The 26,420-nt window shown below is 70.7% G+C and carries 23 protein-coding genes; 8 read left to right on the top strand and 15 right to left on the bottom strand.

The features are described from left to right. Window positions 1-7: 7 nt before the first annotated feature. Window positions 8-412 carry an SRPBCC family protein gene (locus FDA94_RS21730; RefSeq protein ID WP_137248916.1) on the top strand — a complete coding sequence of 135 codons (405 nt, stop codon included), beginning with the start codon at window positions 8-10 and terminating at the stop codon, window positions 410-412. Here FDA94_RS21730 and FDA94_RS21725 read toward each other — a convergent pair. Both FDA94_RS21725 and FDA94_RS21720 read right to left on the bottom strand, forming a co-directional pair. Continuing rightward, window positions 396-1,379 carry a LacI family DNA-binding transcriptional regulator gene (locus FDA94_RS21725; protein WP_137248915.1) on the bottom strand — a complete coding sequence of 328 codons (984 nt, stop codon included), beginning with the start codon at window positions 1,377-1,379 and terminating at the stop codon, window positions 396-398. The genes FDA94_RS21730 and FDA94_RS21725 overlap by 17 nt on opposite strands. Continuing rightward, window positions 1,376-2,749: a GH1 family beta-glucosidase gene (locus FDA94_RS21720; protein ID WP_137248914.1), complete on the bottom strand. Its 1,374-nt coding sequence runs from the start codon at window positions 2,747-2,749 to the stop codon at window positions 1,376-1,378. The genes FDA94_RS21725 and FDA94_RS21720 overlap by 4 nt, the downstream gene beginning before the upstream one ends. A 668-nt stretch (window positions 2,750-3,417) precedes the next feature. Here FDA94_RS21720 and FDA94_RS21715 point away from each other — a divergent pair. The 4 genes from FDA94_RS21715 (at window position 3,418) to FDA94_RS21700 (ending at window position 7,789) form a co-directional block, all read left to right on the top strand. Beyond that, window positions 3,418-4,725: an ABC transporter substrate-binding protein gene (locus FDA94_RS21715; RefSeq protein ID WP_342778514.1), complete on the top strand. Its 1,308-nt coding sequence runs from the start codon at window positions 3,418-3,420 to the stop codon at window positions 4,723-4,725. A 73-nt stretch (window positions 4,726-4,798) separates the two neighbouring features. Continuing rightward, window positions 4,799-5,782, top strand: a complete 984-nt coding sequence (locus FDA94_RS21710) for a carbohydrate ABC transporter permease (RefSeq protein WP_137248912.1) — start codon at window positions 4,799-4,801, stop codon at window positions 5,780-5,782. A gap of 2 nt (window positions 5,783-5,784) precedes the next feature. Continuing rightward, window positions 5,785-6,735, top strand: coding sequence for a carbohydrate ABC transporter permease (locus FDA94_RS21705; protein ID WP_137248911.1), 951 nt, complete (start codon window positions 5,785-5,787; stop codon window positions 6,733-6,735). 52 nt (window positions 6,736-6,787) lie between these two features. Then, the gene (locus FDA94_RS21700; RefSeq protein ID WP_137248910.1) at window positions 6,788-7,789 is read left to right on the top strand and encodes a LacI family DNA-binding transcriptional regulator; all 1,002 of its coding nucleotides are present in this window, start codon (window positions 6,788-6,790) and stop codon (window positions 7,787-7,789) included. Between the two features lie 5 nt (window positions 7,790-7,794). Here the strand turns inward: FDA94_RS21700 and FDA94_RS21695 are convergent, their stop codons facing one another. Genes FDA94_RS21695 through FDA94_RS21670 form a run of 6 tightly spaced genes read right to left on the bottom strand, consistent with a single transcriptional unit; the run spans window position 7,795 to window position 16,202 of the window. Then, on the bottom strand, window positions 7,795-9,018 hold the full coding sequence (locus FDA94_RS21695; protein ID WP_137248909.1) for a hypothetical protein: 1,224 nt from the start codon (window positions 9,016-9,018) through the stop codon (window positions 7,795-7,797). After that, on the bottom strand, window positions 9,018-9,398 hold the full coding sequence (locus FDA94_RS21690) for a Rid family detoxifying hydrolase (RefSeq protein WP_137248908.1): 381 nt from the start codon (window positions 9,396-9,398) through the stop codon (window positions 9,018-9,020). Before FDA94_RS21690 ends, FDA94_RS21695 begins: the two co-directional genes overlap by 1 nt. 8 nt (window positions 9,399-9,406) lie before the next feature. After that, window positions 9,407-10,504 carry an alanine racemase gene (locus FDA94_RS21685; protein WP_137248907.1) on the bottom strand — a complete coding sequence of 366 codons (1,098 nt, stop codon included), beginning with the start codon at window positions 10,502-10,504 and terminating at the stop codon, window positions 9,407-9,409. Between the two features lie 34 nt (window positions 10,505-10,538). Further along, complete coding sequence (locus tag FDA94_RS21680) at window positions 10,539-12,023, bottom strand: N-acyl-D-amino-acid deacylase family protein (protein ID WP_137248906.1); 1,485 nt, start codon at window positions 12,021-12,023, stop codon at window positions 10,539-10,541. Between the two features lie 4 nt (window positions 12,024-12,027). Then, a complete protein-coding gene (locus FDA94_RS21675; protein ID WP_137248905.1) occupies window positions 12,028-15,516 on the bottom strand; it encodes a DUF4153 domain-containing protein in 3,489 nt (1,162 codons plus the stop codon). Beyond that, window positions 15,513-16,202, bottom strand: coding sequence for a response regulator transcription factor (locus FDA94_RS21670; protein WP_062335540.1), 690 nt, complete (start codon window positions 16,200-16,202; stop codon window positions 15,513-15,515). The genes FDA94_RS21675 and FDA94_RS21670 overlap by 4 nt, the downstream gene beginning before the upstream one ends. 76 nt (window positions 16,203-16,278) lie before the next feature. On the opposite strand from FDA94_RS21670, the gene FDA94_RS21665 reads away from it, so the two are divergent. The 3 genes from FDA94_RS21665 to FDA94_RS39985 are packed head-to-tail and all read left to right on the top strand — an operon-like array spanning window position 16,279 to window position 18,620. Next, window positions 16,279-17,124 (top strand): arylamine N-acetyltransferase family protein, encoded by an 846-nt coding sequence (locus FDA94_RS21665; RefSeq protein ID WP_137248904.1) that lies wholly within the window; start codon window positions 16,279-16,281, stop codon window positions 17,122-17,124. A gap of 40 nt (window positions 17,125-17,164) precedes the next feature. Then, a complete protein-coding gene (locus tag FDA94_RS39990) occupies window positions 17,165-17,743 on the top strand; it encodes an AAA family ATPase (RefSeq protein WP_212735436.1) in 579 nt (192 codons plus the stop codon). After that, window positions 17,736-18,620, top strand: coding sequence for an AAA family ATPase (locus FDA94_RS39985; RefSeq protein WP_212735435.1), 885 nt, complete (start codon window positions 17,736-17,738; stop codon window positions 18,618-18,620). The genes FDA94_RS39990 and FDA94_RS39985 overlap by 8 nt, the downstream gene beginning before the upstream one ends. Here the strand turns inward: FDA94_RS39985 and FDA94_RS21655 are convergent. From FDA94_RS21655 to FDA94_RS21625, 7 genes are read right to left on the bottom strand one after another with little or no spacing between them, the layout of a single operon-like run. Further along, the gene (locus tag FDA94_RS21655) at window positions 18,605-19,624 is read right to left on the bottom strand and encodes an arginase family protein (protein ID WP_137248903.1); all 1,020 of its coding nucleotides are present in this window, start codon (window positions 19,622-19,624) and stop codon (window positions 18,605-18,607) included. The genes FDA94_RS39985 and FDA94_RS21655 overlap by 16 nt on opposite strands. Continuing rightward, window positions 19,621-20,901: a M20/M25/M40 family metallo-hydrolase gene (locus FDA94_RS21650; protein ID WP_137248902.1), complete on the bottom strand. Its 1,281-nt coding sequence runs from the start codon at window positions 20,899-20,901 to the stop codon at window positions 19,621-19,623. The genes FDA94_RS21655 and FDA94_RS21650 overlap by 4 nt, the downstream gene beginning before the upstream one ends. Continuing rightward, window positions 20,898-21,830 (bottom strand): ABC transporter ATP-binding protein, encoded by a 933-nt coding sequence (locus tag FDA94_RS21645; RefSeq protein WP_137248901.1) that lies wholly within the window; start codon window positions 21,828-21,830, stop codon window positions 20,898-20,900. Before FDA94_RS21645 ends, FDA94_RS21650 begins: the two co-directional genes overlap by 4 nt. Further along, entirely contained in the window at window positions 21,827-22,786 is a 960-nt protein-coding gene (locus FDA94_RS21640) for an ABC transporter ATP-binding protein (RefSeq protein ID WP_137248900.1), read from the bottom strand. Before FDA94_RS21640 ends, FDA94_RS21645 begins: the two co-directional genes overlap by 4 nt. Next, a complete protein-coding gene (locus FDA94_RS21635; RefSeq protein WP_137248899.1) occupies window positions 22,783-23,667 on the bottom strand; it encodes an ABC transporter permease in 885 nt (294 codons plus the stop codon). Before FDA94_RS21635 ends, FDA94_RS21640 begins: the two co-directional genes overlap by 4 nt. Further along, window positions 23,664-24,605 (bottom strand): ABC transporter permease, encoded by a 942-nt coding sequence (locus tag FDA94_RS21630; protein ID WP_246060083.1) that lies wholly within the window; start codon window positions 24,603-24,605, stop codon window positions 23,664-23,666. The genes FDA94_RS21635 and FDA94_RS21630 overlap by 4 nt, the downstream gene beginning before the upstream one ends. A gap of 4 nt (window positions 24,606-24,609) precedes the next feature. After that, window positions 24,610-26,415, bottom strand: coding sequence for an ABC transporter substrate-binding protein (locus tag FDA94_RS21625; RefSeq protein ID WP_137248897.1), 1,806 nt, complete (start codon window positions 26,413-26,415; stop codon window positions 24,610-24,612). Window positions 26,416-26,420: the final 5 nt, after the last annotated feature.

Below are 26,420 nucleotides of genomic sequence, written 5' to 3'. Positions count from 1 at the left end.
TCCCGCCGTGGCCTCTGTCCGAGTGGAACTGCCGATCGACGCGCCGCCCGCGCACACCTGGGACGTCATCCGCGACGTCGGGGCCGTCCACGAGCGGCTGCTGCCCGGCCGGGTCGCCGGCACGGAAATCGAAGACGGCCGCCGGCGCCTGACCTTCCCCGACGGCAACGTCGTCACCGAACTGATCGTCTCCCTCGACGACGAGGCCCGGCGGTTCTCCTACGCCGTCGTCGCGGGCGCCCGGCCCCCGCTGACCCACCACCACGCCTCGTTCGAGGTGCGGCCCGACGGGGTCCTCGTCTGGACGGCCGACTTCCTGCCCGACTCCGCGCGGGGAGAGGTCGAGATCCGGATGCGCTACGGCGCGGCCGAGATGAAGACCGCGATCGAGGGCGCTAGGCCGACTCCCTGACCACCAGTTCCGTCGGCAGGATCACCGACGACTCCCCCGGGCTCAGCAGCAGCCGGGCGAGCTCCCGCCCCATCCGCATCGTCGGCTGCCTGATCGTGGTCAGCGGCGGGTCGGCGTAGGGCGCGGCCGGGACGTCGTCGTAGCCGATCACGGCCACGTCGTCGGGCACCCGGCGGCCCGCCCTGCGCAGCGCCTGGAGCGCGCCGAGCGCCATCATGTCGGAGGCCGCGAACACCGCGTCCAGGCCCGGGTCGTCTTCGAGCAGCTGGGTCATCCCCTCGAAGCCGCTGTCGCGGGTGAAGTCGCCGATCGCGATGATCGAGCGGCGGCCCGAGTCGCGCAGCGCGTTCCGGTAGCCGGTCAGCCGGTCGATCCCGGCGACCATGTCGGGCGGCCCCGCGATGGTGGCGATCCGGCGGCGGCCCGACTCCAGCAGGTGCCGCACCGCCGACTCCGCGCCCCCGACGTTGTCGATGTCGACGTACGGAAGAGATGACCCCGTCAGGGGCCGCCCGCTGCACACCACCGGGATGCCACGGCGGGCCAGCGCGGCGGGCAGCGGGTCGGCGCCGTGCATCGAGGCGACGATCACCCCGTCGACGTGGCCCGAGGTCGTGTAGCGCTCGACCCGCTCGTGGCCCCGCGACGATCCGGCCAGCATCAGGACGACCTGTTTGTCGGCCGCGTCGGCCTCCGTCGAGACCCCGCGGATGATCCCGGCGAAGGTCGGGTCGTCGGAGAAGACGCGGACCGGCGGCTCGGAGAAGACGAGCGCGATCGAGTCGGCCCGCTGCGTCACCAGCGACCGGGCGGCCTGGTTCGGGACGTACCCGAGCTCCTCGACCGCCCGCTGGACGGCCACGCGGATGTGCTCAGCCACCGTCGTCGAGCCGTTGACGACGCGGGAGACCGTCGCTCGGGACACGCCCGCGCGGGCGGCCACCTTCTCCAGGGTGGGCCGGCTCACGCCAGGCCGTTCCTGCGGATCACCTCGGCGTACCACTTGGCGCTGTCCTTCGGGACGCGCTCCTGGGTGGCGTAGTCGATGTAGACCAGGCCGAAGCGCTTGTCGTAGCCGAAGGCCCACTCGTAGTTGTCCAGGAAGCTCCAGACCAGGTATCCGCGCAGGTCCACGCCGGCGGCGATGGCCGCGTGGGCGGCGCGGAAGTGGGCGTCGAGGAATTCGACGCGCCGCCTGTCGTCGACTCGGCCCCCGATGAGCGTGTCGTCGAAGGCGGCGCCGTTCTCGGTGATCATGAGCGGCACGTCGGGGTAGTCGCGGGACAGGCTCACCAGCAGTTCGGTGAGGCCCGCGGCCTCGATGGGCCAGCCCATGGCGGTCTTCGGACCGTCGGGGACGGGGAACCCGATGCCCTCGCTGCCCGGGAAGACCGGGTTGGCGGGCTCGCCGGGGCGGGGCTCGGTGAAGGTCGGGTTGTAGTAGTTGACGCCGAGCAGGTCGATCGGCTGGCTGATCACTTCGAGGTCGCCGTCGCGGACGAACGACCAGTCGGTGAACCGGGAGGCGCGGGCCACCACGTCGGCCGGGTAGACGCCGCGCAGGACCGGATCGAGGAAGATCCGGTTCATGATGCCGTCGGGCACCGCCACGGCGTCGGGGTCGGTCCCCCTGACCGGCGAGAGCGCGTGGGTGATGCTGATCTGCCGCGCGCCGAGGGCGCGCAGCTCCCGGGTCGCGAGCCCGTGCCCGAGAAGCAGGTGGTGGGCCGCCGCGAAGGAGGCGCCGATGTCGGTACGGCCGGGGGCGTGGATGCCGGCGGCGTAGCCGAGGAAGGCCGAGCACCACGGCTCGTTCAGGGTCGTCCAGGTCTCCACGCGGTCGCCGAGGCGGCGGTAGACGGCGGCGGAGTATTCGGCGAACCGCTCGGCGGTGTCGCGGCTGGTCCAGCCGCCGCGGTCTTCGAGGGCCTGCGGCAGGTCCCAGTGGTAGAGGGTGACGATCGGGGTGATGCCGGCCTCGATGAGGTCGTCGACGAGGCGGTCGTAGAAGTCGAGGCCGTGCGGGTTGGCCGGGCCGCTGCCGCTGGGCTGAATGCGCGGCCAGGCGACCGAGAAGCGGTAGGCCGACATGCCGAGCGAGGCCATCAGCGCCACGTCGTCGCGGTGGCGGTGATAGTGGTCGCACGCGACCTCGCCGGTGTGACCCTGGAAGACCTTGCCCGGGGTGGCGCTGAAGGTGTCCCAAATGCTCGGGCCGCGTCCGCCCTCGCGGGTGGCCCCCTCGATCTGGTAGGCGGCGGTCGCCGTGCCCCACACGAACCCCTGCGGGAATTCCAGGACCTCCGCCCCTGTGGCCACATCCGCCGACACGGTCATGCTGCCGCCCCCACCCAACCGGCCCTCCGTGTGAGAGCGCTCTCAGCCAGCATCCCGGCAAGTCGGGCCCCATGTCAACGCGGGGCGTTTATCACAGAGTTTTCCGGTGACGGGTGAGGCTCCGTTGACGGGAGCTTCACTCTCCGTCAGCGCTCCGCGCCTGAGAGCGCTCTCTACCACGGCTCCCGGGAGGGCGCCCGCCGGGCCGGCGGCGGCGCCGGTCACCGTCGGGCCGGCACGGCGTCGAGACGGCTGCCCGACCGGACTCGACGACGCCACTCTATTTGTTTATGCATCCGGATAAATTCCGACAAGAGTGCGGTGACCGAATCGGAACACAACCGTGGTCGCGCTCCCACCGCCGTCCCCATAACGTGTCCTGCGTTGGCGCTTAGAGCACTCATTGCCGGGAATGTGACGATCGACCCTCTGCCCGCCACCGGCTGGGACGTCATCAGAGAGCGCTCTCCACGATAACGGAACTGTCCAATTCACAATGCGGTAACCGTAATCTCACATGGATTGACATGCCGTCGTAACCGGGGTGAAGCTTCCGGAACCGCTCTCTGATGAGAGTTCATGGAAGAACTTTGGAGGAAGGGTCCATGTCGCTCCTCTCACGACCCGCCCGTTTGTCCGCCATCGCGGCAGGTTTGGGCTTGGCACTCGTGGCCACCGGCTGCGGCAACTCCGGCGGCGACTCCGCGGCACCGGCGGCCAGCGCCGGCGGCGGCGACGCGGCGTCCGCCGAATGCGCGCCGTTCACTGAGTACGGCAAGTTCGAGGGCACGACGGTGAGCATCTACTCGCCGATCCGCGACGCGGAGGCCGACCTGTTCGAGCAGGCCTGGAAGCCCTTCGCCGACTGCACCGGCATCAAGATCACCTATGAGGGCACCGGCGAGTTCGAGGCCCAGATCCAGGTGCGCGCCGACGCCGGCAACCCGCCGGACATCGCGTTCTTCCCGCAGCCCGGTCTCCTTGAGCGGTTCGCCAAGGCCGGCAAGCTGAAGCCCGCCTCCGAGAAGGTCAAGACCCTCGCCAACGAGAACTGGTCGCCCGACTGGGTCAAGTACGGCACCGTCGACGACGTCTTCTACGGCGCGCCGCTGGGCGCCAGCGTGAAGTCGTTCGTCTGGTACTCCCCCTCGATGTTCGCCGAGAAGGGCTGGACCGTCCCCACCACGTGGGCCGACCTGATGACCCTGACCGAGACGATCGCCGCCTCCGGCATCAAGCCGTGGTGCGCCGGCATCGAGTCGGGCGACGCCACCGGCTGGCCCGCCACCGACTGGATCGAGGACGTCGTCCTGCGCGACCTCGGCCCCGAGGGCTACGACCAGTGGGTCGCCCACGACCTGCCCTTCAACGACCCCAAGATGGTCACCGCCGTCGACAAGGTCGGCGCGATCCTGAAGAACGAGAAGTACGTCAACGGCGGCTACGGCCCCGTGAAGTCGATCGCCTCGACCGCCTTCCAGGAGGGCGGCGTGCCGATCACCGAGGGCAAGTGCGCCCTGCACCGCCAGGCCTCCTTCTACGCCAACTTCTGGCCCGAGGGCACCAAGGTGGCCGAGGACGGCGACGTCTTCGCCTTCTACCTGCCCGGCAACGACGCCAGCAGCAAGCCGGTGCTCGGCGCCGGTGAGTTCGTGGCCGGCTTCGCCGACCGTCCCGAGGTCCAGGCCGTCCAGGCCTACCTGGCCGGCGGCGACTTCCCGAACCGCCGCATGGCCCTGGGCACCTACGTCTCGGCCAACAAGAAGGTCGACGTCAGCAAGGCCGCCAACGCGATCGACAAGCTGTCGATGGAGATGCTCCAGGACCCGAGCACGGTCTTCCGCTTCGACGGTTCCGACCTGATGCCGGCCGCGGTCGGCGCGGGCACCTTCTGGAAGGGCATGACCGACTGGATCAACGGCAAGGACACGAAGTCGACGCTCGACTTCATCGAGGCCTCCTGGCCGAAGTCCTGACATAGGACCGCTGCCCGGCCCCGGAGCCACGAGCTCCGGGGCCGGGCACACCCGCACCCGGGAGACCTCCCCCATGGACTTCTTCTTCGATTTCGCCGCCGAGGCGCCCAAACTCCTCCAGCTTCTGGTCGGCGTCGTCGTGTTCCTGGCCTTCGTCGGCCTCATGCTCCTGCTGCTCGACCGCGCCCCCATGAAGGAACGGTCGTGGGGGCACTCGCTCCTGCTGCTCGGCCCCGCGCTGGTGCTGCTGGCGATCGGCCTGGTGGTGCCGGGCATCCGGACCACCCTGCTGTCGTTCATGAGCGGCGACAGCAGCCAGTTCGTCGGTCTGGACAACTACATCTGGATGTTCACCCAGCCGGAGTCGATCACGGTCCTGCGCAACACCCTGATCTGGGTGCTGCTGGTGCCGTCTCTGGTGACGGCCATCGGTCTCGTGTACGCCGTCGTGGTGGACAAGTCCCGCTTCGAGTCGATCGCCAAGTCGCTGGTGTTCCTGCCGATGGCGATCTCGTTCGTCGGCGCGGGCATCATCTGGCGGTTCGTCTACGCGTACCGTCCCGAGGACGCCAACCAGATCGGCCTGCTCAACCAGTTCGTGGTCTGGCTCGGCGGCGAACCGCAGCAGTGGCTGCAGAGCGCCCCGACCAACACCCTGTTCCTGATCGTCGTCATGGTCTGGATCCAGGCCGGTTTCGCCACCGTGGTCCTGTCGGCCGCGATCAAGGGCATCCCGGCCGAGATCGTCGAGGCCGCCCGGCTCGACGGCGCGAGCCCGCTCCAGATGTTCTTCCGGGTCACGCTCCCCTCGATCCGCCCCGCGCTCGTGGTGGTGCTGGTGACCCAGTCGATCGGCACGCTGAAGCTGTTCGACATCGTCCGCACGATGACGGGCGGCCAGTTCGACACCAGCGTCATCGCCAACGAGATGTACAACCAGGCGTTCCGCTACGGCGAGGCGGGCAAGGGCGCGGCGCTGGCCGTGTTCCTCTTCGTGCTCGTCACGCCCATCGTCGTCTACCAGATCCGCTCGCTGCGGCAGCGCCGGGAGGCATGAGCATGACCACCATCGCCCCCAGCGTGGCCCGCACGCAGCCGAAGACGGCCGCCGGCCGGGTGCGCAAGCGGCTGTCCGGCCGCGTCGCGAGCCTGATCGCGGTCGTCATCGCCCTGCTCTGGACGACCCCCACCTTCGGCCTGTTCCTGTCGTCGTTCCGTCCCGAGGACGACATCAAGCAGACCGGCTGGTGGACGTTCTTCAGCAACCCGCAGCTCACCCTGGAGAACTACCGGGAGGTGCTGTTCGGCAGTTCGTCGTCGTCGGGCCGGCTGGCGTCGTTCCTGATCAACTCGGTCGTGATCACGATCCCGTCGGTGCTGTTCCCGCTGGCGCTGGCCACCTTCGCGGCCTACGCGCTGTCGTGGACGCGGTTCCGCGGCCGCGACTGGGTCTACATCGGCATCTTCGCCCTCCAGGTCGTGCCGCTGCAGATGGCCCTGGTGCCGCTGCTGTCGTTCTTCTCGCAGGGCGTGGAGGTCTTCGGCATCACCCTGATGCCGGCCTGGAACCTCGAAGGCTCGGGCCAGTTCATCCAGGTCTGGTTCGCCCACACCTGTTTCGCGCTGCCGCTGGGCGTGTTCCTGATCCACAACTTCATGTCGGAACTGCCGGGCGAGCTGATGGAGGCGGCCCGCGTCGACGGCGCCACCCACGGCACCATCCTGCGCAAGGTCGTGCTGCCGCTGGTGGCCCCCGCGCTGGCGGCGTTCGGCATCTTCCAGTTCCTGTGGGTATGGAACGACCTGCTGGTCGCGCTGATCTTCTCGGGCGGCACCGCGGAGACCGCCCCGATGACGGTACGGCTGGCGCAGATGGCCGGGACCAGAGGAAACGAGTGGCAGCGCCTCACCTCGGGCGCCTTCGTCTCCATGATCATCCCGCTGATCGTGTTCCTGTCCATGCAGCGGTATTTCGTACGCGGCCTGCTGGCCGGAAGTGTGAAGGGCTAGGGGCCGATATCGTTATCGTCCGCAACCCGAGCCCCGTGGGAGGGACCCGTCGATGAAGCGCCCCACCTTGGAGGCCGTCGCCGCTCGTGCCGGGGTTTCCCGGGCGACCGTCTCCAGGGTCGTCAACGGCCAGTCCACCGTCGGTCCCGAGATCCGCGACGTGGTGCTGCGCGCCGTCCGTGAGCTGGGCTACGTGCCCAACTCCGCGGCGCGCAGCCTCGTCACGCAGCGGACCGACTCGATCGCCCTGGTGGTGTCGGAGCCGACGACGCGGGTGTTCTCCGACGACCCCATGTTCTCCACCGTCATCCGCTCGGCCAGCGTCGAGCTGGAGGCGGCCGACAAGCAGGTCGTGCTGATGCTGAGCGGCTCGGCCCAGTCCCACGCCCGTGTGGAGCGATACATCGCCAGCGGCCATGTCGACGGCGTCATGCTGATCTCGATGCACGGCGCCGACCCGCTGCCGGCCGCGATCACCCGCATGGGCGTCCCGGCGGTCTCCTACGGCCGCCCGGCCGTCCCGGTGGCCCTGCCCTACGTCGACAACGACAACGTGGGCGGCGCCGAGAAGGCCGTGAAGCACCTGCTCGAACGCGGCCGCCGCCGCATCGCCACGATCGCCGGGCCACAGGACATGATCGGCGGACAGGACCGGCTGACCGGCTACCGCAACGCCCTGCGCGACTCCGACCGGCGCTCGATCGTCGCGGTCGGCGACTTCACCCGCGAGTCCGGCGCGATCGCGATGCGCCAGCTCCTCGAAGACGACCCCCAGCTCGACGCGGTCTTCATCGCCAACGACCTGATGGCGATCGGCGCGATGCAGGCCCTGCGCCAGGCGGGCCGCAGCGTCCCCGACGACGTCGCGATCGTGGGCTTCGACGACATCGAGGCGGCCCGTTACACCGACCCGCCGCTGACGACGGTCCGCCACCCGATCATCGAACAGGCCGCGGCGATGGTGAAGCTGCTGCTCAGCCTGCTGGAGCGCGGCGAGACGGCGGCCGACCCGGTGATCCTGACGACCGAGCTGGTCGTCCGCGAGTCAGCCTGACCGAATCAACCTGACAGGGCTCCGTCGATCCGGCTGAGCACCTTCCGGCTGACCAGCCCGTAGGCGAAGAAGTCGACCCCAGCCGCGCCTGCCGCCTTGGCCGCCCTGACCTTGGCGGCCAGGCGTTCGGTCGAGTCGACGTCGCGGCGGCGTTCGCCCCAGCCCTCGATGTCGGGCATGCCCGGCCGCAGGACCGCGCGCAGTTCGCGGTCCTTGCCGACCGAGCGCGAGTAGGCGGCCAGGTCGTCGGCGATCCGCGTCGCGTCGCGGGCGTAGGCGAGCACGGCGAACGACGGGACCAGGTCGCCGAGCGCCACCAGGTCGACGCCGATCTGCCAGGCGTCGTGGGCGGCCAGGCCCGCCGTGGGCAGGCCGTCGGCGGCCCCCTTCAGCGCGCCGGTCGCGTCGGTGAAGGTGAGCTGCGAGCCCTCGTCGGTGACCGCCGCCGAGACCTCCGCGACCAGCGAGGTCACCGTCTCGGAGCGGGCCCGCGCGTAGGCGACCACCTCGGGGCCGGCGTAGGCGGTCAGCGCCGCCCGGGTGACCTGGCCCTGGGCGGGCGGGTCGCCGTCGAGGACACCGCCGACGATCCTGGCGCACTCCTCGCGCGCCACCTCGGCGTTCACGCCCAGCTGGGTGGCCCGGAGCAGGCAGTGGTGGCAGAAGCACAGGCCCAGCAGGAAGGCGTCCATGGGGCCGAGGGGGATGTAGGAGCGGCCCGCCTCGAACGCCGCGAAGTGCAATGAGTCGGCCACGACGCTGTCGACGCCCTGGCGGGCCACCGCGCGGGCCAGCCCGACGGCGTAGGCGCGCACGTCGGGGTTGGCCGGGCAGAGGTCGGCGGGGGCGCCGCGGTCGCCGAAGCAGTTGCGGACCGTCACCTCGGGGTGGCTCGCCCCAAGGGTCGGGTTGCGCAGGAAGACCGCCGAGCCGTGGAAGGCCAGGCCCCGCGACCGGCAGGCGGCCCGCAGGTCGTCGAGGATTTTGTCGTCGGCGCCGGGCTGGAGCGGCGGCGAGAGCCGGCCGAACAGGTCGGGCGGCGGGGGGAAGTGCACCCCGTCGTGCCGGAGGGTGATCCGGCTGGTGCCGTGAGGGGTGACGTCCGTGCTCTGGTGGACGGCGGCGGCCACGGTCACCCCGGCCACGCCGAGGTCCGTGATCCGGTCGAGCACCGCGTCGACGCCCTCGTCGCGCAGGTCCTCGACGAAGACGTACACCGAAGAATCCACTAACGCCCCTTGTAGGCCACGAAGTCGATTTCCACCAGGATGTTCATGAGCTGCGATCCTACGGTGGTCCGCACCGGATAGGGCTGGGTGAAGTAGGACTTGTACACCTCGTTGTAGGCGGCGAAGTCCTCCTTCAGGTTCTGCAGGTGCACCGTCGACTTGATCACGTCGTCGAAGGTCAGGCCGTGGACGGCGAGCACCGCGCCCAGGTTCCGCATGGTCTGGTGGGTCTGCTCCGCCACGTCGGCGCCGACGATCTCGCCGGTCGCCGGGTCGAGCGGCCCCATGCCCGAGGTGTAGACGAAGTCACCGACCACGAGCCCCTGCGAGTAGGCGCCGACCGGGGCGGCGCCGTCGGTGGTGCGGATCTCTTCCTTCACTTTTTCTCCTAGAAGTACGTGGTGAGCAGGTCGACCACGATGTTGTCGTCGTCGACGACGGGGATGACCCGCCACTTGTCGAAGGCGGTGCAGGGGTGGGAGACGCCGAACCTCAGCACGTCTCCCGGCTTGACCAGGCCGCCGGGGTCGCTGAGGTAGGTGTGCTGGTCTTGCAGCCCGGTCACCGTGAGCCCGTCGGGGGCGAACGGCAGGTCCAGGTCATAGGGGATGTCGCGCTTGCCGAGCCCGACGATCGCCATGCCGGGTTCGGGGGCCGAGACGACCTGGGCGTACACCTCGATCGCGGGCCTCAGCCGGTCGGCGAAGGGGCTCATCCGGGCGTAGAAGCCCTCGTCGTGGCCGATGTAGGCGCCGGGACGCACGATGACCCGGGCGTCCATGCCCGCCAGTTCGTCGGTGACCAGGTCGAAGTAGGAGCTGCCGCCGGCCGAGACGATCGGGGCGGCCAGGTCTTCGGCGAGCCGGCGCAGGTCCTTCAGGTATCGGGTGACGCCGGCGCGGTCGGGCTGGGTGCCCTCGTAGCCGGACACCCCGGCGAACTCGACGCCGTCGGTGGCGTCGATGAGCGCTTTGAGCGCTTTCGCCTCGTCAGGGGTCCGGCAGCCGGTCCGCCCGCCGGGATGCCCCAGTTCGACCAGGATCCGGAAGCCCTTCCCGGCCAGCAGCTCGACGCCCCCGGGCGAGTCGGCGTAGACGAGGAGGTCGTCGAAGGGCTGCCTCGCCAGCCAGTCGATCGCGCGCTCGTCGTAGATCTCGTTGGCCAGCAGGACCCGCTCGACCCCGAGGCTCCGGTAGACCATGACCTGGCTCGCCGTCGCGGCCGTCAGCCCCCACGCGCCCGCCGCGAGCTGCTTGGCGAAGAGCTGCGGGGACATGGTGGTCTTGCCGTGCGGGGCGTGCAGCAGGCCGTTGTCCCGTACGTGCTGAGCCAGCAGCCGCACGTTGTGGTCGAGGGCGCTCTGACGGGCGACCATGAGCGGCCACGTGAACGGCCCGTCGAACAGGCTGTGGCGTGCCGCCAGGAACTCCTCCGCCGTGACCGGCTCCGGCTGGACGAATCCCCGTGTGCGCCAGTCGATGGTCATGCCGGAAATGAGCACTCGTGGATCGTATAGGAGACTACGCCGGTCGCAGGGCCCGGCCGGGGCGTGCTGTGGTCATTCGTCCGTCTTTGAGGACCCGCTCCCCGTTGATCCACACGTCGTCGATCCCCCGGGCGAGTTCGCGGGGGCTGGCGTAGGTGGCCCGGTCGGCGACCTTCGCCGGGTCGACGAGGACGAGGTCGGCGGCGTGGCCGGGGCGTACCAGCCCCCGGTCGAACAGCCCGAACCGGCGGGCCGGGTGGGCGGCGAGGTGCAGCGCGGCCTCCGACCAGCTCAGATGCCCCTTCTCCCGCACGTGGTGACCGAGAAAGCGGGCGAACGCGCCGTAGGCGCGGGGGTGCGGGTGGCCGCCGACGTGCAGGCCGTCGGAGCCGCCGGTGTGGGCGGGGTGGCGCAGGATCCGGCGGACCGACTCCTCGCCCTCGGGGCCCTCGTCGGGGCGGGCGCTGACGCAGCCCGCTTCGAGATCGGTCTCGACGAGGAGCCGGCGGGCGAAGAGCGCCGGGCTCTCGCCCTGGCGCTGCGCGGCCTCGGGGATGGTGCGGCCCTCGGACCATTCGAGGCCCGGGGCGTGCGCGATGGTCAGGCGCTCCCAGGCGTAGTCGAGGTCGAGGTGCTCGATCATCGGCAGCGCCGCCGCCGGATCGGCGGCGGGCACCCCCTGCGGCAGCACGATCATCGCCAGGATCGTGCTGCCCCGCAGGTAGGGGTAGGTGTCGAAGGTCGTGTCGCCCTCCAGCAGCGGGAGCAGCACATCGGCCGGGCCGTGGAAGTGGGAGACGTGCAGCGCGACGCCGGCCTTCCGGGTGACGGCCAGCGCCTCCTTCATCCCCACGGGCGCCGACTGGCCGTAGCCGCGCATGTGGGTGACGTACGGAAGACCCTGGAGAGGCGCGCACAGGGAGGCGAGTTCGGTGACGTCGGCGTAGCGGCCGGGGACGTATTCGAGGCCGGTCGACAGGCCTGCCGCACCCTCTTCGAGGCCTTTCTCCACGATCGAGCGCATCGCGTGGATGTCGTCCGGAGACGCGGCGGTCTGAGCGGGTCCGAGCACGTCGTAGCGGATGGTGCCGTGCGGGAGCAGGAAGACGCTGTTCAGGGCGGCTCTGTCATGGCTCGCCCTGATCTCGGCCACCGACAGCGGGCCGTCGCCCGGGAAGTCGCCGTTGATCGCGGCGAAGTAGCGGGTGGCGTAGTCGAAGGCGGCCCTGGTGGTGGTCGGGGCGAACGAGAGCCCGTCTTGGCCGAGCACGACCGTGGTGACGCCCTGGCGCAGGTTGGCGAGCTGGAAGTCCGCGTCGTGGACGAGCGCGTCACCGTGGGAGTGACAGTCGATCATTCCCGGCATGACGTGGCGGCCGGTGGCGTCGACGGCGTCGTGGTGCGGCAGCCGCCCGACCGCCGCGATCTTCCCGGCCGAGATCCCGACGTCGGCGCGGAACGGCGGGGCGCCGGTTCCGTCGACGACCCAGCCGTTCGCGATCACCACGTCGAAAGTCACCTGATCAGTATGCGGACCGGTACTTCTCCTCGCACGTCACCGACGTGTCGACCGGGTGCGCCGCGAGGATCTCCGCCGCCCGCAGCCGGGACAGGTTCCAGCCGTTCCACGGGTCGGGGAAGCGCAGGTCCTGGACCTCGATCACCTCCCGGAGCACGCAGCTCCTGATCGGCTCGGGCAGCCGGTCGAGTCCCGGTACGGCGTCCGCGCTCAGCCGCCCCAGATAGTGCGCGTCGAGGCGGTCGACGCCCCGTACCGACACCTGGGTCTCGGCCACCTGCGCGTCCGGGTTCCAGACCGCGAAGACCATCAGCGACACGGCCGTGAGCAGGACCAGCGCCTTCGGCAGCCACGCCTGCCGCTTCACCAGCCCGCCGACCAGCACCAGGACGAACACCGCCGCGATCCACCAGATCGTCGCGCCCACCGAGGCGCGCAGCCGGGTGAAGCCGTAGGCGGCCGTGTAGAGGCCGAGCCGGTGCAGCGCCGAGGCCAGGATGACCAGGGTCAGCGCGCAGAGCAGCCCCAGCAGGGTCGCCATGATCCACCGGTCGCCCTTGATCATCACACTGCAGAAGGCCACGATGAACAGCACGAACACGCTGACGGTGATCAGCTCGAAGAAGCCCGAGCGGGCGTATTCGGCGAACGTCAGCCCGGCGGTCTCCAGCACCCTGCGGCTGCCGCCGAACAGCACCGAGATCTGCACCCCGACGAAGGCGGCGAACAGCAGGTTCACGCCGACCAGCGGGATGACCCAGAGGGTCCGGGCCAGGTTGAGCGGCGCGTAGTCGACGCGGGGTTCGGCGACCGGCCGCAGCGCGACCAGGATCGCGGCGGCGGCCACCACCCCGAAGACGACGAACAGGAAGATCCGCACCGGCAGCGTCCCGGCCCACGCGGGCGCCGAGAACAACTCGCGGGCGAACGAGGAGAACACCGCGTCGGCCGAGACGAACAGCACCCCGAAGACGCCCAGCAGGATCGCGGTGATCCCCAGCGACACCATGACGGGCAGCAGGCTGCGCCGCTTGAGTACCCGGCGCACCGGCCCGCCCAGGAACCACGGCACCGGGAACACCGCCAGCCCGACCGACAGCAGCCCTCTGATCACTCCGGCCCAGCCCCGCCCGCCCGACACGGCCAGTGAGGCGACCGCGAAGGCGGCCAGCAGGGTGAGCCCGACCAGCCAGTCGGCGTCCCGGAACAACGCGACCGACACCAGCCCGTAGGCGGCGACGGCGTAGGCGGCACTCCAGGCGTTGACGCGATGCCGGACGGCCGGGAACACCGCGAGCGTCAGCGCGACCGCGGTCAGCACCACCCCGAGACCGGTCGGCGCGTAGGGGAAGCAGACGGCCGCGACCAGCCCCGTCCCCATGGCGGCGGGGAGAACCCAGGTGGGCGTGTCGGGCAGGGCCGGCCGAGGGAAGAGCGGCGGCGGCGTGTACGCGTCGAACTGACCGCCCGCCTGGTCGGACGGCGTCCCGACCCGCCCGCCGAGCGACCCGCCGACGGCGATGCCGACACAGACGAACAGCAGGAACGCCCCGGCGGCCTGGATCTCGGTGTTGGGCCCCATCCCGAAGAACATGGCCGCGACCGTGCCCCCGAGCAGGCCGGCGAGCGCCCCGATGATCGCCCCGACGACGGCCCCGCCGATGGATCTCCCGGAGGGCGGCCCGTCGTCGAACATCCGCTGGCGGGAGGAGCCGGGCGGGTAGGTGGGGCCGCTCGGGGCGGCCTGCCCTCGCCGAGCGGGAGGGATCACGACGGGGTGCGGCGAGGTGACGGCGGTCCGGAGGGAACCGGCCGGGGTGGCGGTCGGCACGGAATCGGCCGAAGCCGCCGCAGGTTGCGCAGGAACAGCCGGAGGGGCGACCGACGCGGAGTCAGCCGAAGCCGCCGATGGGGCGAGCGACGCGGAATCGGCCGAGGCCGCCTCCAGACGAGCGGGAACCTCTGATGAGACGAGCGACGCGGCATCCGCCGGGACCGCATCCGCATGCGCAGGGGCGAGCGGCGCGGCATCCGCCGGAGCCGCCGCCGAATGCGCGGCGGCGAATTGCCCGGAATCGGCCGGAGTCGGCGCGGAAGGCGAAGGCTTCTCTTGGGTCGCAGTGGTTTGCGGTGAAGGCGTGACCGCACCGGGTACCTGGGTGACCTGCGGCTGGACTGGCTCCGCCTTGGAGCCATCGGCCGGAGCCGCCGCCCTCGTTGGCGGTATCCCAGGTGCCTGCGGCGCCATGGGCGCACCTTCGGTTGAGTCCCGTTCGGCTGCCGCAGACGGCGAAGCCTTCCACAACAGCCCCCCGGGAGACGCCGGAGCGGTTGGGGTCTCCGGCGAGACCCCGACGTCGGTCGACGATGGGTCCGTCTGGTTCACGGGACCGGCCTCCGTATCGGTTCGTGAGCGGCTCGTCGCCGGTAGGCGGGCGTGGACCGCCCCCGTGGGGGTCCGGCCCGCGGCGACGGTTCGTCCGGTCGGTGTGAGCTCCCTGACCGCCTTGGGCAGGGTGACGACCATGTGGCAGCCGGCGCCGTCGGCGACCGCGACGGTTCCCCCGTGGAGTTCGGCGATCTCCTTGGCGATGGCCAGGCCGAGTCCGGCTCCTCCGGCGTCGGCGGCGCGGCCGGCGTCCAGGCGGGAGAAGCGTTCGAAGACGCGCTGGCGGTCGGCGGGCGGGATGCCGGGGCCCTCGTCGGCGACCTCGATCTCCAGGGTGCCGTCGGCCGAGGCGCGGGAGGTCAGGGTGACCGTCCCGCCGGGCGGGCTGTGCCGGACGGCGTTGTCCAGCAGGTTGGCCAGCACCTGGGCCAGCAGGGCGGGGTCGGCGGTCGTCAGGTGGCGGCCGGGGTCGATCGCGGCGACGACCTTCACGTCGTCGCGGCCCAGTGACGCCTCGCGGACGGCCTGCCCGCCGAGGTCGGCCAGGTCGAACTCCTCGGCCACGATCGGCCGGGCCCCCGAGTCGAGCCGGGACAGGTCGAGGAGCTGCGCCACGAGCCGGCCGAGGCGCTGGGTCTGGGCGAGGGCGGTGCCGAGGATCTCGGGTTCGGGCGGGGAGACGCCGTCGACCACGTTCTCCAGCACGGCCTGCACCCCCGTGATCGGGGTTCGCAGCTCGTGGCTCACGTTGGCCACCAGTTCCCGGCGCTGCCGGTCGACCTCGGCCAGGTCGGCGGCCATCGCGTTGAAGGCCCTGGCCAGCTCGCCGACCTCGTCGCGGCTGGTGGCGGTGACGCGGAGGCCGTACGAACCCTTGGCGATGGTCTGGGCGGCGGCGGCCATCTCCCGCAGGGGCTTGGTCATCCCCCGGGCCAGCACCTGCATCATGAGCAGCGCCAGGAACACCGCGAAGGCGATCCGGAGGTCACGCGGGACGCCCCCGTTGATCCCGACCTCGTTGACCACGAACGCGGTCACCACGGCCCCGACCATGACGATCCCGAGTTTGACCTTGATGCGGCCGAGGAAGTCGAGCGGCCTCATGGGCGCACCAGGGCGTACCCGACGCCGTGCACGGTCCGCACCACTTCGGACCCGAGCTTGCGACGCAGCGCCCGCACGTGGCTGTCCACGGTCCGCGTTGCCGCCGCCTCGGAGAACCCCCAGATGTCGGCGAGCAGCCGCTCCCGCTCGTAGACCTGTCCGGGCCGCTCGGCGAGCCGCCTGAGCAGGTCGAACTCGGTCCGGGTCAGCTGCGCCTCGGCGCCGCGCACGAACACCCGCCGCTCGGCCAGGTTGATCTCGATCTCGCCGACCCGCAGCACCGTCTCCTCGGACGCCAGCTGCGCCGCCCGGTCGACCCGCCGCAGCAGCGCGTGGATCCGCGCGACCAGCTCGCGCATGCTGAACGGCTTGGTGATGTAGTCGTCGGCCCCCACCCCGAGCCCGACCAGCACGTCGGTCTCCTCGCCGAGCGCGGTCAGCATGAGCACGGGCACCGGCCGGGCGGCCTGGATGCGGCGGCACACCTCCAGCCCGTCCAGGCCGGGAAGAAGCCGGTCGAGCACCACCAGGTCGGGTTCGAAGCGCGCGTACGCCACCAACGCCCCTTCGCCGTCACTGGCGACGCGAACGTCGAACCCTTCCGCCGTCAGCCGGGTCGCGACCGCTTTCGCGATGGTGTCGTCGTCTTCGACGACCAGCACCCGGCGCTGCTGGGGATAAGCCATGCAGGCAGCGTAGAGGCCGGACGTGCAGAGCTTTCGCGCCTTTTTGTGGAGCTTTGGTGCAGGCTAACGTGAGGGCGTGATCGACATTGACGCATATCTCCACCGCCTGGGCCTCCCCCGCGAACCCCCCGGCGTCGAAGCCCTCTTCGCCCTCCAGCGGGCCCACGTCGAGCGGGTGCCCTACGAGACGACGGAGATCTGGCTGGGCCGCTCCACCACCGTCGACCCGCACGAGTCGGCGGCCCGGATCGTCTCGGGCCGCGGCGGCTACTGCTTCCACCTGAACGGAGCCCTGTCCGAGCTGCTGTCGGGCCTGGGCTACGCGGTGACCCGGCACTTCGGCGGCGTGCAGGGCTCGGCGGCCGACCCGGCCGGAGCGCGGGGCAACCACCTGGTGCTGACCGTCGGCGGCCTGCCGACCGAGGACAACCCGTCGGGCGAGTGGCTGGTCGACGCCGGCCTCGGCGACGCGATCCACTCGCCGCTCCCCCTGATCGAGGGCGCTTACGACCAAGGGCCCTTCACCTACCGGCTCCGGCCGTCGGAGGCGGAACCGGGCGGGTGGCGGCTCGACCACGACCCGCGCGGCAGCTTCGTCGGCATGGACTTCCGCAAGGTCCCGACGGAGATGACGGCGTTCGAGTCCGAGCACGTCCGCCTGTCGACGTCGCCGGAGTCGGGCTTCGTGCGCGTGCTCGCGATCCAGCGGCGCGACGCGACGGGGGTGGACTCGGTGCGGGGGCTGGTGCTGACGCGGGTCGGCGCCGACTCGACGTCGACCACGCTCGACCGGGAGGGCGACTATTTCGCGGCGCTGGCCGACGTCTTCGGCCTCTGCCCGACGGGCGAGGAACGCGCGATCCTGTGGCCCAAGCTGGCGGAAAGCCACGAGAAGTGGCTCGCCACCAGGGAAAACTGTTAGGAGTACAGTTCTAAGAACTGCACTACTACAAAAGGTGATCATGATCGACAAGCCTGGTGACATGTTCGACCGCGATTGGGAATGGGCTCAACTCTCCCGATGGGTGTCCTCGACGGTAGAGCGAGCGAGTCTCGGCGTGATGTCCGGGAGGCGCCGCCAGGGGAAGACGTTCATGTTGCAGGCCATCTGCGAAGCAACGGGGGGGTTTTACTTCGGCGCCACCGAGAATGTGCCTCGCCAGGAGGCATTGCGCCAACTCGGAAACGCTGTGGGGGACTTTCTGGGGTCGCCGGGTGTAACGCGGTTCGAGAACTGGCAGCAGGCGATTGACGGCCTGTTGTCTCTCTCCACCGACCGGCCGATACCTGTCGTGCTGGATGAATTCCCCTATCTGACCGGGGACGCGAAAGAACTACCCTCGATCATCCAGCACGCCCTGGCACCACGTCGCAAGCTCCGCCTCGACTCCCGGATCCGGCTGCTGCTCTGCGGCTCTTCCATCTCGTTCATGGGCGGGCTTCTGTCGGGACAAGCTCCCCTTCGCGGTCGTGCCGGCTTCGAGATGGTGCTCCCCGTCCTTCAACTTCCGTGTCGCAGCCGACTATTGGGGATTGCGTGATCGACGGCTCGCCGCGCTGGTCTATTTCATCGTCGGCGGCACGCCTGCCTACAGGGCGGAATTCCTTGAGGACGCCGTCCCGCGGAGCATCGACGACTTCGACGACTGGGTGGTCAACCATGTGCTGAGCCCAGTGAGTCCCCTCTTCCGAGAAGTGCGAATGCTGCTCGCCGAAGATCCCACACTCCGGGAGACCGGGCTCTACAGCACCGTCCTCGCCGCGGTCGCCGAAGGGAACAACACCCGAGGCGGCATAGCCAGCCGCATCGAACGCAAAGCCAGTGACATCTCCCACCATCTGAAAGTGCTTGAGGATGCGGGGATGCTCGTCTCCGATCCCGACCCTTTCCGGGCCAACCGCTCCTATTACCGCATCACCGAACCTCTGGTTCGCTTTCACCACGCGATCATGCGGCCGTCCTGGCCTCAGCTCGAGGTGGTGCGCCCCGGCCGCACCGAACGCATCTGGGCCGCCGCCTCCAAGAACACCTTTCCCAGTCTGGTCGCCGGCCCGGTCTTCGAGCGCATGTGCCGGGTCTGGACGGCCGACATGGCCTCTGACGAAACCCTCACCGGCATGCCCTCCAAGGTCCTTTCCGGCGTCGTGTACGACTCCTCGACCCGCGAAAGCCATGAGGTCGACCTGGCGGCCTTCGACTCCACCGGCGAACTTCTCGCGCTCGGCGAGGTGAAGTGGGGCGACGTGATCGGCATGGGTCATCTCGCCCGGCTGGAAAAGATCGCGACCCTTCGCCCGGCGCGGAGACTGCTGCTGTTCAGCGGCGCCGGCTTCATGCCGCAACTGGAGGAGGCCGCCCGCGAGAGCGGCGGCCGGATCCAGTTGGTCGGCCTCGACCGGCTCTACGAAGGCGACTGAATTCCGCGCAGCGTGGCCGCCACCAGCGGCCCGAGGGTCTCCAGGTGGTAGCCGCCCTCCTGCACCGCCACCGTCGGCAGCCCGAGCCCGCCGAGCAGCCGACCCGTCTCGAAGTAGCCCTCCCGGCTGATCCGCAGCGGGCTCTCCGGATCGTCGGCGGCGGCGTCCACCCCGAGTGAGACCACCAGGGCCTCCGCCCCGAACCGGGCCGCCGCCTCGCACAGCCGGGTGACCCCGGCCAGCCACACCGCGTCCCCCGATTCCGGCGCGACGGGGACGTTGAGGGTCGTCCCGCCGCCGGTCTCGTCGGCGAAGCCCACGTAGTGGGGGAACCAGCCCGCGCCCGGGTCGACGTGGACGCTGCCGTAGAAGACGTCGTCGCGGTCCCAGAAGATGGCCTGCGTCCCGTTCCCGTGGTGGGCGTCCACGTCGATGACGGCGACCTTCGCGTAGCCCTCGCCGCGCAGCGTCGCGGCGGCGACGGCCGCGTTGTTCAGGTAGCAGGAGCCGCCGTAGCCGTCCCGCGTCGCGTGGTGCCCGGGTGGGCGGCACAGCGCGTAGGCGGGCCCGCCGGACACCCGGCGGGCGGCGGTCCAGGCGGCGCCGGCCGCCGCCAGGGCGGCCTCCCAGGTTCCCGGCCCGACCAGGGTCATCGTGTCGTACGCGTACAGCCCCGCCCGCCCGTGCACCGCCGCGGGCACCCGGCCGGGCATGCCGCCCAGCATGGCCGGCGTGGGGAACACGTAGGGCACCACCCGGTCCTGCGGGTAGCCGGCCGCGACCCACTCGGCGTACACGTCCCGCAGGTGGCGCAGCATGCCCTCGGCGTGCACCGAGGTCAGCACGTCCCACGGCACCTCGTCCGCGTCGACCCACGTCAGGGGCACGTTCTCTTGGATGCGGCGGACCCGTTCGGCCACCTCGGTGCCGGGGGTGCGCAGGCCGATCCAGATCTCGGCCGACGGGTCGTGCCGCAGCGTCGCCGGGGACCAGACGCCGATCACGGGCGGAAGAACCGGTCGAGCACCCGTACGCCGAACTCCAGCGCGCTGACCGGCACCCGCTCGTCCACCCCGTGGAACATGGCGTTGTAGTCGAACCCCTCGGGCAGCGCCAGCGGCGCGAAGCCGTAGGTCACGATCCCCAGTTCGTTGAACGCCTTGGCGTCGGTGCCGCCGCTCATCACGTACGGGATCGGCAGCGCGGCGGGGTCCTCGGCGACCAGTGACGCGCACAGCGCGTCGAAGGTGGGGCCTCCCGGGTCGGCCTCCGGCGCGTCCTCGAAGCAGATGAACTCGCGGCGGACCTTCGGCCCGAGCAGCGAGTCGACGGTGGCCAGGAACTCGTCCCGGGAGCCGGGCAGGAACCGGCCGTCGACCTGCGCGGACGCCGACCCGGGGATCACGTTGACCTTGTATCCGGCGTCCAGCATGGTCACGTTCGCCGAGTTGCGCAGCACGTGGGCGAACAGCTCGCCGACCTGGCCGAGCCGCCGGGCCTCGCCGTCGAGGTCCGACAGGTCGAGGGGGCGGCCGAGCGCCCGGGAGATCCCGTCGAGCATGCTCACGACGCCGGGGGTCAGCTGGATCGGCCACTCGTACGACGCCAGCCGCGACATCGCGTGGCACATCTCGGCGACCGCGTTGTCGACCGCGCGGAGCGAGCCGTGCTGGGCGACGCCCTCGGCGGTCAGCCGCATCCACGCCATGCCCTGCTCGCCGACCGCCACGGGATAGACGCGTTTGCCCTCGTGGACGACGCAGTAGCCGCCGTCTTCGCTGATCGCCTCGCGGACCCCCTCGAACAGGCCTGCGTGGTCACGGGCCAGGAAGTACGACCCGTACTCCCCGGTCGCCTCCTCATCGGCCGTGAAGGCGAGCACGACGTCGCGCGACGGCCGGACGCCGCGCGCGGCCCAGTCCCGCACGAGGGCGAGGGTCATCGCGCAGGTGCCCTTCATGTCGACCGCGCCGCGTCCCCAGACGACCCCGTCGACGATCTCGCCCGAGAACGGGTGGACGGCCCAGTCGCCCGCGACGGCGGGCACCACGTCGAGGTGGCCGTGGATCAGGAACGGGTCGCCGTCGGAGGAGCCGCGCACGCGGGCGACCACGTTCGACCGTCCGCGCGACGACTCCAGGATCGTCGCCTCGACGCCGGCGTCGGAGAGCACGGTGGCGACGTACTCGGCCGCAGCCCGTTCGCCCCGGCCGCGATTGTCGCCCTCGTTGGTGGTGTCGATCCTGATCAGATCGGAGCAGATCGTCCCGACGTCGCTCATGGCAGGACACAGGCGGCATGGTGGCCGCGGTCGGCGGGCAGCACGGGCAGGCTCTCCTTCTCGCAACGTTCCGCCAGTTCGGCGGGGAGCCCGGCGGCGTAGGCCGGGCATCGGGGCCGGAAGCGGCAGCCGGCCGGAATCCTGGACGGATCCGGGGTCTCGCCCTTCAGCACGATCGGCTCCTGCCGGGCGATCTCCGGAACGACCGACAGCAGCGCCTTGGTGTACGGATGCCGCGGCGCCGTCAGCACCTCGGCCGTGTCGCCGGTCTCGACGATGCGGCCCAGATACATGACCGCCACCCGGTCGGCGATGTTCCACGCCAGCCCGAGGTCGTGCGTCACCACCAGCAGCGACAGCCCGAGCTCGGCGCGCAGCCGGAGCAGCAGCGCCAGGATCTCCCCGCGCACCGAGGCGTCGAGCGACGACACGGGCTCGTCGGCGACCAGCACGTCGGGTTCCAGCACGAGCGCCCCGGCGATCACCACCCGCTGCCGCTGCCCGCCGGACAGCTCGTGCGGGTAGCGGAGGAAGAACCGCTCCGGCGGGCGCAGCCCGGCCTTGGCCAGCGCGGCGGCGACCAGTTCGCGCTCGTCGCCGGGCACCTTGTGGATCCTGAGCCCCTCGGCCACGGCCTCGTAGACGGTGTGGCGGGGGTTCAAAGACCCGCTGGGGTCCTGGAGGACGAGCTGGACGTGCCGCCGGAACGCCTTCAACCGGCGGTAGTCGAGCGGGCGGTCGGCGCACTCGACGGTGCCGTCGGAGGGGCGTACGAGCCCGAGAAGGGCACGGGCCAGCGACGACTTGCCGCACCCGGACTCCCCGACCAGCGCGACGATCTCGCCGGAACCGATCTCCAGGTCGACCCCGTCGACCGCGCGGGCCGCGCCGAAGCGGACCCGGACGCCGCGTGCGGCCAGTGCGCTCATGACCCCTCCTCCGCGAGCAGGCAGGCGGCCCGCCGCCCGGCCGACACCTGGATCAGCTCGACGTCGGCCGACGAGCACCGGTCGAAGGCGACCGGGCACCGGGGATGGAACGGGCATCCGGTCGGCAGGTCGCCCGGATAGGGCGGATCGCCGGCCAGCCCGGCGGGCGCGTAGCGGAACCGGGGGTCGCCGACGCGCGGGAACGCCCCGGCCAGCGCCCCGGAGTAGGGGTGGCGCGAGTCGTCGAACACCACCGAGGCCGGGCCCTCCTCGACGACCTTGCCGGCGTACATGACCGCGACCCGGTCACAGGTCGTGCCGAGCACCGACAGGTCGTGGGAGATCAGCACCAGCGCCAGCCCCAGGTCTCTGACCAGCCCCGACAGTAGTTCCAGCACCTGCGCCTGGACCATCACGTCGAGCGCGGTGGTCGGCTCGTCGGCGATGACGAGCCGGGGCCGGCAGGCCAGCGCGAGCGCGATCATCACCCGCTGCCGCTGGCCGCCGGAGAGCTGGTGGGGGTGGTCGCGGGCGCGCCGGGCCGGCAGCCCGACCTGCTCCAGCAGTTCGCCGACCCGCCGGTCGGCCTCCTTCCGGGTGGTCGCCGGCTCGTGCAGCAGGATCGGCTCGGCGATCTGGCGGCCGATGGTCTGCACCGCGTTCAGCGAGTGCAGCGCGCCCTGGAACACGATCGACGCGGTCGCCCACCTGATGGCCCGCAGGCGGCCGAACGACATCCCGTAGACGTCCTCGCCGTCGAGCAGCACCGACCCGCCGACCCGCGCCGACTTCGGCAGCAGCCGCAGCACCGCGTTGGTGATGGTCGACTTGCCGCACCCCGACTCGCCCGCGACGCCGAGCACCTCGCCCGGCGCGACGCTCAGCGAGACCCCGCGCACGGCGGGGACGTCTCCGGCGTAGGTGACCGACAGGTCCCGCAACTCCAGCAGGCTCATGATCCCTCCCGCAGCCGTGGGTTGAGCACGACCTCCAAAGCCCGCCCGACCAGCGTGAACGCCAGAACCACCAGCACCACGCACAGGCCCGGCGGCAGCACGAACCACCATTCGCCGTTCGACATCGCCCCGGTCCCGTAGGCGTTGTCGAGGATGTAGCCCCACGACGGCCGCGTCGGGTCGCCCAGCCCGAGGAACGACAGGGTCGTCTCCGACAGGATCGCCACCGACACGGTCAGCACCACGTGGGCCAGCACGAGCGGCATCACATTGGGCAGGATGTGCCGGGTCATCTGGTGCCAGTCGCCGCCGCCGAGCGCCCGCGCCCGTTCCATGTACGGCCGCTCCCGCACGCTCAGCGTCTGCGCGCAGACCAGCCGCGCCGTGCCGGGCCACGACGTCACCCCGATGACGATGACGATGTTCAGCAGCGAGGCCCCCAGCACGGTGGCCATCACGATGGCCAGCGGCAGGAACGGGATGACCAGGAACCAGTCGGTGAACCCCATCAGCGTCGAGCGCGCCCAGCCGCCGTAGAACCCGGCCATGATCCCGACGATCGTCCCGATGACGATGGCGATGGCGGTGGCCGCGAGCCCGACGATCAGCGACACCCGGGTGCCGTGGATGAGCAGGGTGAGCACCGACCGGCCGTTCTGGTCGGTGCCGAGCCAGTAGTCGGCCGACGGGGCGGCGTGCGCCGGGGCGGTCGCCTTGGTGACGTCCAGCCCGGCGGGGTCGGCGAGCACCGAGGCGAACACGGCGACGAGCCCGAAGAACAGCAGGATGCCCAGCCCGGCCAGCGCCGACCGGTGCGAGCGGAAGTCGGCCCAGAACCGCGAGGCGGTGGCGCGCCGCCGCTGCCAGGTGATCGCCGTCACTGGGTGCTCACCCGTGGGTCCAGTACGGCGTACAGCAGGTCCGCCAGCAGTGTGAACACGATCACCCCGAGGGAGAAGAGCAGGAACACCGCCTGCAGCAGGGGGATGTCGGGCCCGCGCAGCGCCTCGGCGGTGAGCAGCCCCAGACCGGGCCAGGAGAAGACGTACTCGACGGTGATGGCCCCGCCGATCACGAAGCCGAGGTTGAGGAAGATGAGCGTCATGGTCGGCAGCAGCGCGTTCGGCACCGCGTGCCGCCGCCTGACCAGGTCCTCCCGCAGGCCCTTGGCGCGGGCCAGCGTCAGGTAGTCCTGCCGCAGCTCGTCGACCAGCGACGCCCGCATGATCGAGGTGTATTCGGCCAGGTAGACGATGGCGAGCGCGGTCACCGGCAGGACCATGTGCCAGGCGGTGTCCACGGCCGTCGCGAAGAAGCCCGACACCCCCACCGAGTTGATGCCGCCGCTCGGGAAGAACGGCAGCCACATGATCAGCATCATGCCGACCCAGAACTCCGGCATCGCGTAGAGCGTGTTGGTCGTGCCGGTCGTGATCCGGTCGAACCGCGACCCGCGCCGCCACCCGCTGCGGATGCCCAGCCAGACCCCGGCCACCGCCGCCACCAGGACGGCGGTGCCAACGAGCAGCACGGTCGGCCAGACCCGTTCGCCGATGATCTCCCAGACCGGCCGGTTGAACCGGGTCGAGTTGATCGCCGAGGCGAACGGGTTGGCCAGGTACTCGACGAACTGCTCGCCGATGGGCCGGTTGAGCTGCTGGCGCAGCCTGATCAGCTGCTCGGGCGACATGTTCCGGCCCCGCGTGTAGAGGCCGATCGGGTCGCCCGGCAGCAGCCGGAACAGGAAGAAGTTGAAGACCACGACGAACAGCAGGGTGCCGATCGACCAGCCGACCTTCTTCAGGACGTAGCCGCGCACCGGCTCACTCCCGGTCGTCGGCGGAGACCGACGAGCGCCGCCGCAGCGCCAGGAACCCCGCGCCTCCCAGGAGGAGCACCCCAACGGCCACGGTGATGATCAACCCCAGACTGCCTTCTGACGGCGTCTCGGCCGCCGCCTGCGGATCGGCGGCCGTGGCGGGCGCGATCGTCAGGTAGGAGTGGATGCCGTACTGGAACAGCAGCGACCCGTGCGGGTCGGGCTGCGCGGTGAAGCCCGACCAGCGGTCGCTCCGGTAGGCGACCAGGTCGTTGTAGTAGTAGGTGATCGCGTACGCCGCGTCGTCGTAGACCAGCTGCTGCATCCGCTTGGCCAGTTCGGCCCGCTTCGCCTGGTCGGTCTCGCCGGCCTGCTGCTCGTAGAGCTCGTCGTAGGCGGGGTTGCAGTAGAAGGAGTCCGACAGGTCGGCGTAGATCGAGTCGCCGTCCTTGTAGCTGCGCTTGCCGCAGGTGAAGACCGACATCTGGTAGTCGGGGTCGGGTTCGACCACCCAGCCCCACTCGAACATGTCGTAGTCGCCCTGGCCGATCACCTCGGTGAGGGTGTCCTCCGACATCACCTTGACGGTGACGTCGATGCCGACCTCCTTCAGCCAGCTCTTCACGAACTCCGCGGTGCTCTGCGAGTCCTGCGACTCCTGCCGCGCGAACAGCCGCAGCGCGAACCGCGTGCCGTCGGCCTTCTTCGGATATCCGGCCGCGTCGAGCAGCTGGTCGGCCTTGGCCAGGTCGAAGTTCTGCGGCGCGGTCGGCGTGTAGTGCAGCAGCGGATAGACCGGCGGGATGAACGCGTCACCGGGCGACCCGTGCCCGTTGAGCACCCGGTCGACGAGGGTCTGCCGGTCGATGGCGTGCGAGATGGCCAGCCGGACCTGCTTGTTCTTCAGCGCCTCATGCCCGTCGCCGATCGGGGTGCCGTCGGCCAGGGCCGCGCCGGTGTTGAAGGCGATCTCGTTGAACCCGGAGTACTCCGAGCTCCGCGTCGTCACCCCGGGCTTGTCCTTGAGCGAGTTGAAGACGTTGCTCTGCAGGTCGTAGGCGAAGTCGATCTCGCCCCGGACCAGCGCCTGCGCCTCGGCGTCGGCGTTGGTGAACACCCGGAAGACCAGTTCGTCGAACTTGGGCGCGCCCTGCCAGTAGTTCTTGTTCGCGGCGAACCGGAGGTACTGCCCCTTCCGCCGCTCGACCAGCTGGAAGGGCCCGGAGCCGACGACCGGCTGACCGTCCTGGGGTTCGTTCGCGTACGACTTGACCGCCTTCGCGTCGACGTCCTTCCAGACGTGCTCGGGCAGGATCGGCACGGCCAGCCGTTCCATGATCGGGGTGGGCTTCTTGACGTGCAGGACGAGCGTGGTGTCGTCGGTCGCCTCGGCCTTGTCGATGTTGGCGACGTAGTTGCCGTAGTTGGTCTGCTCGAAGTCGCCGCCGATGATCCGGTTGAAGGTGTACGCGGCGTCGCGCGCGGTCAGCGGTTGCCCGTCCGACCATTTCACCCCGGCTCTGATCTTGTACGTCCACGACTTCTTGTCCGGCGCCTCGCTGTAGGACTCGGCGAGGGACGGCTGCGGTGAGACGTCCTTGGCGCTGGAGGTGGTGAGGTAGTCGTACATGAGCGCGTAGGTCTCATAGGCCTCCACGACGATGCCCGTGAACGGGTTCGTGGAGTCGACATCCGACTGGATGCCGATGGTGAAGGTCAGTTTCGGGGCGGGCGCCGCCGGACTGAGGGGGGTGGACAGGAGCCCTCCGGCGAGTGCGAAGGTCAGTGCTCTGATGACGAAATGGTGCATATCGT

The organism is Herbidospora galbida (assembly GCF_005233835.1).
GTDB lineage: Bacteria > Actinomycetota > Actinomycetes > Streptosporangiales > Streptosporangiaceae > Herbidospora > Herbidospora galbida.
This window is presented reverse-complemented; position numbering and strand designations above follow the sequence as displayed.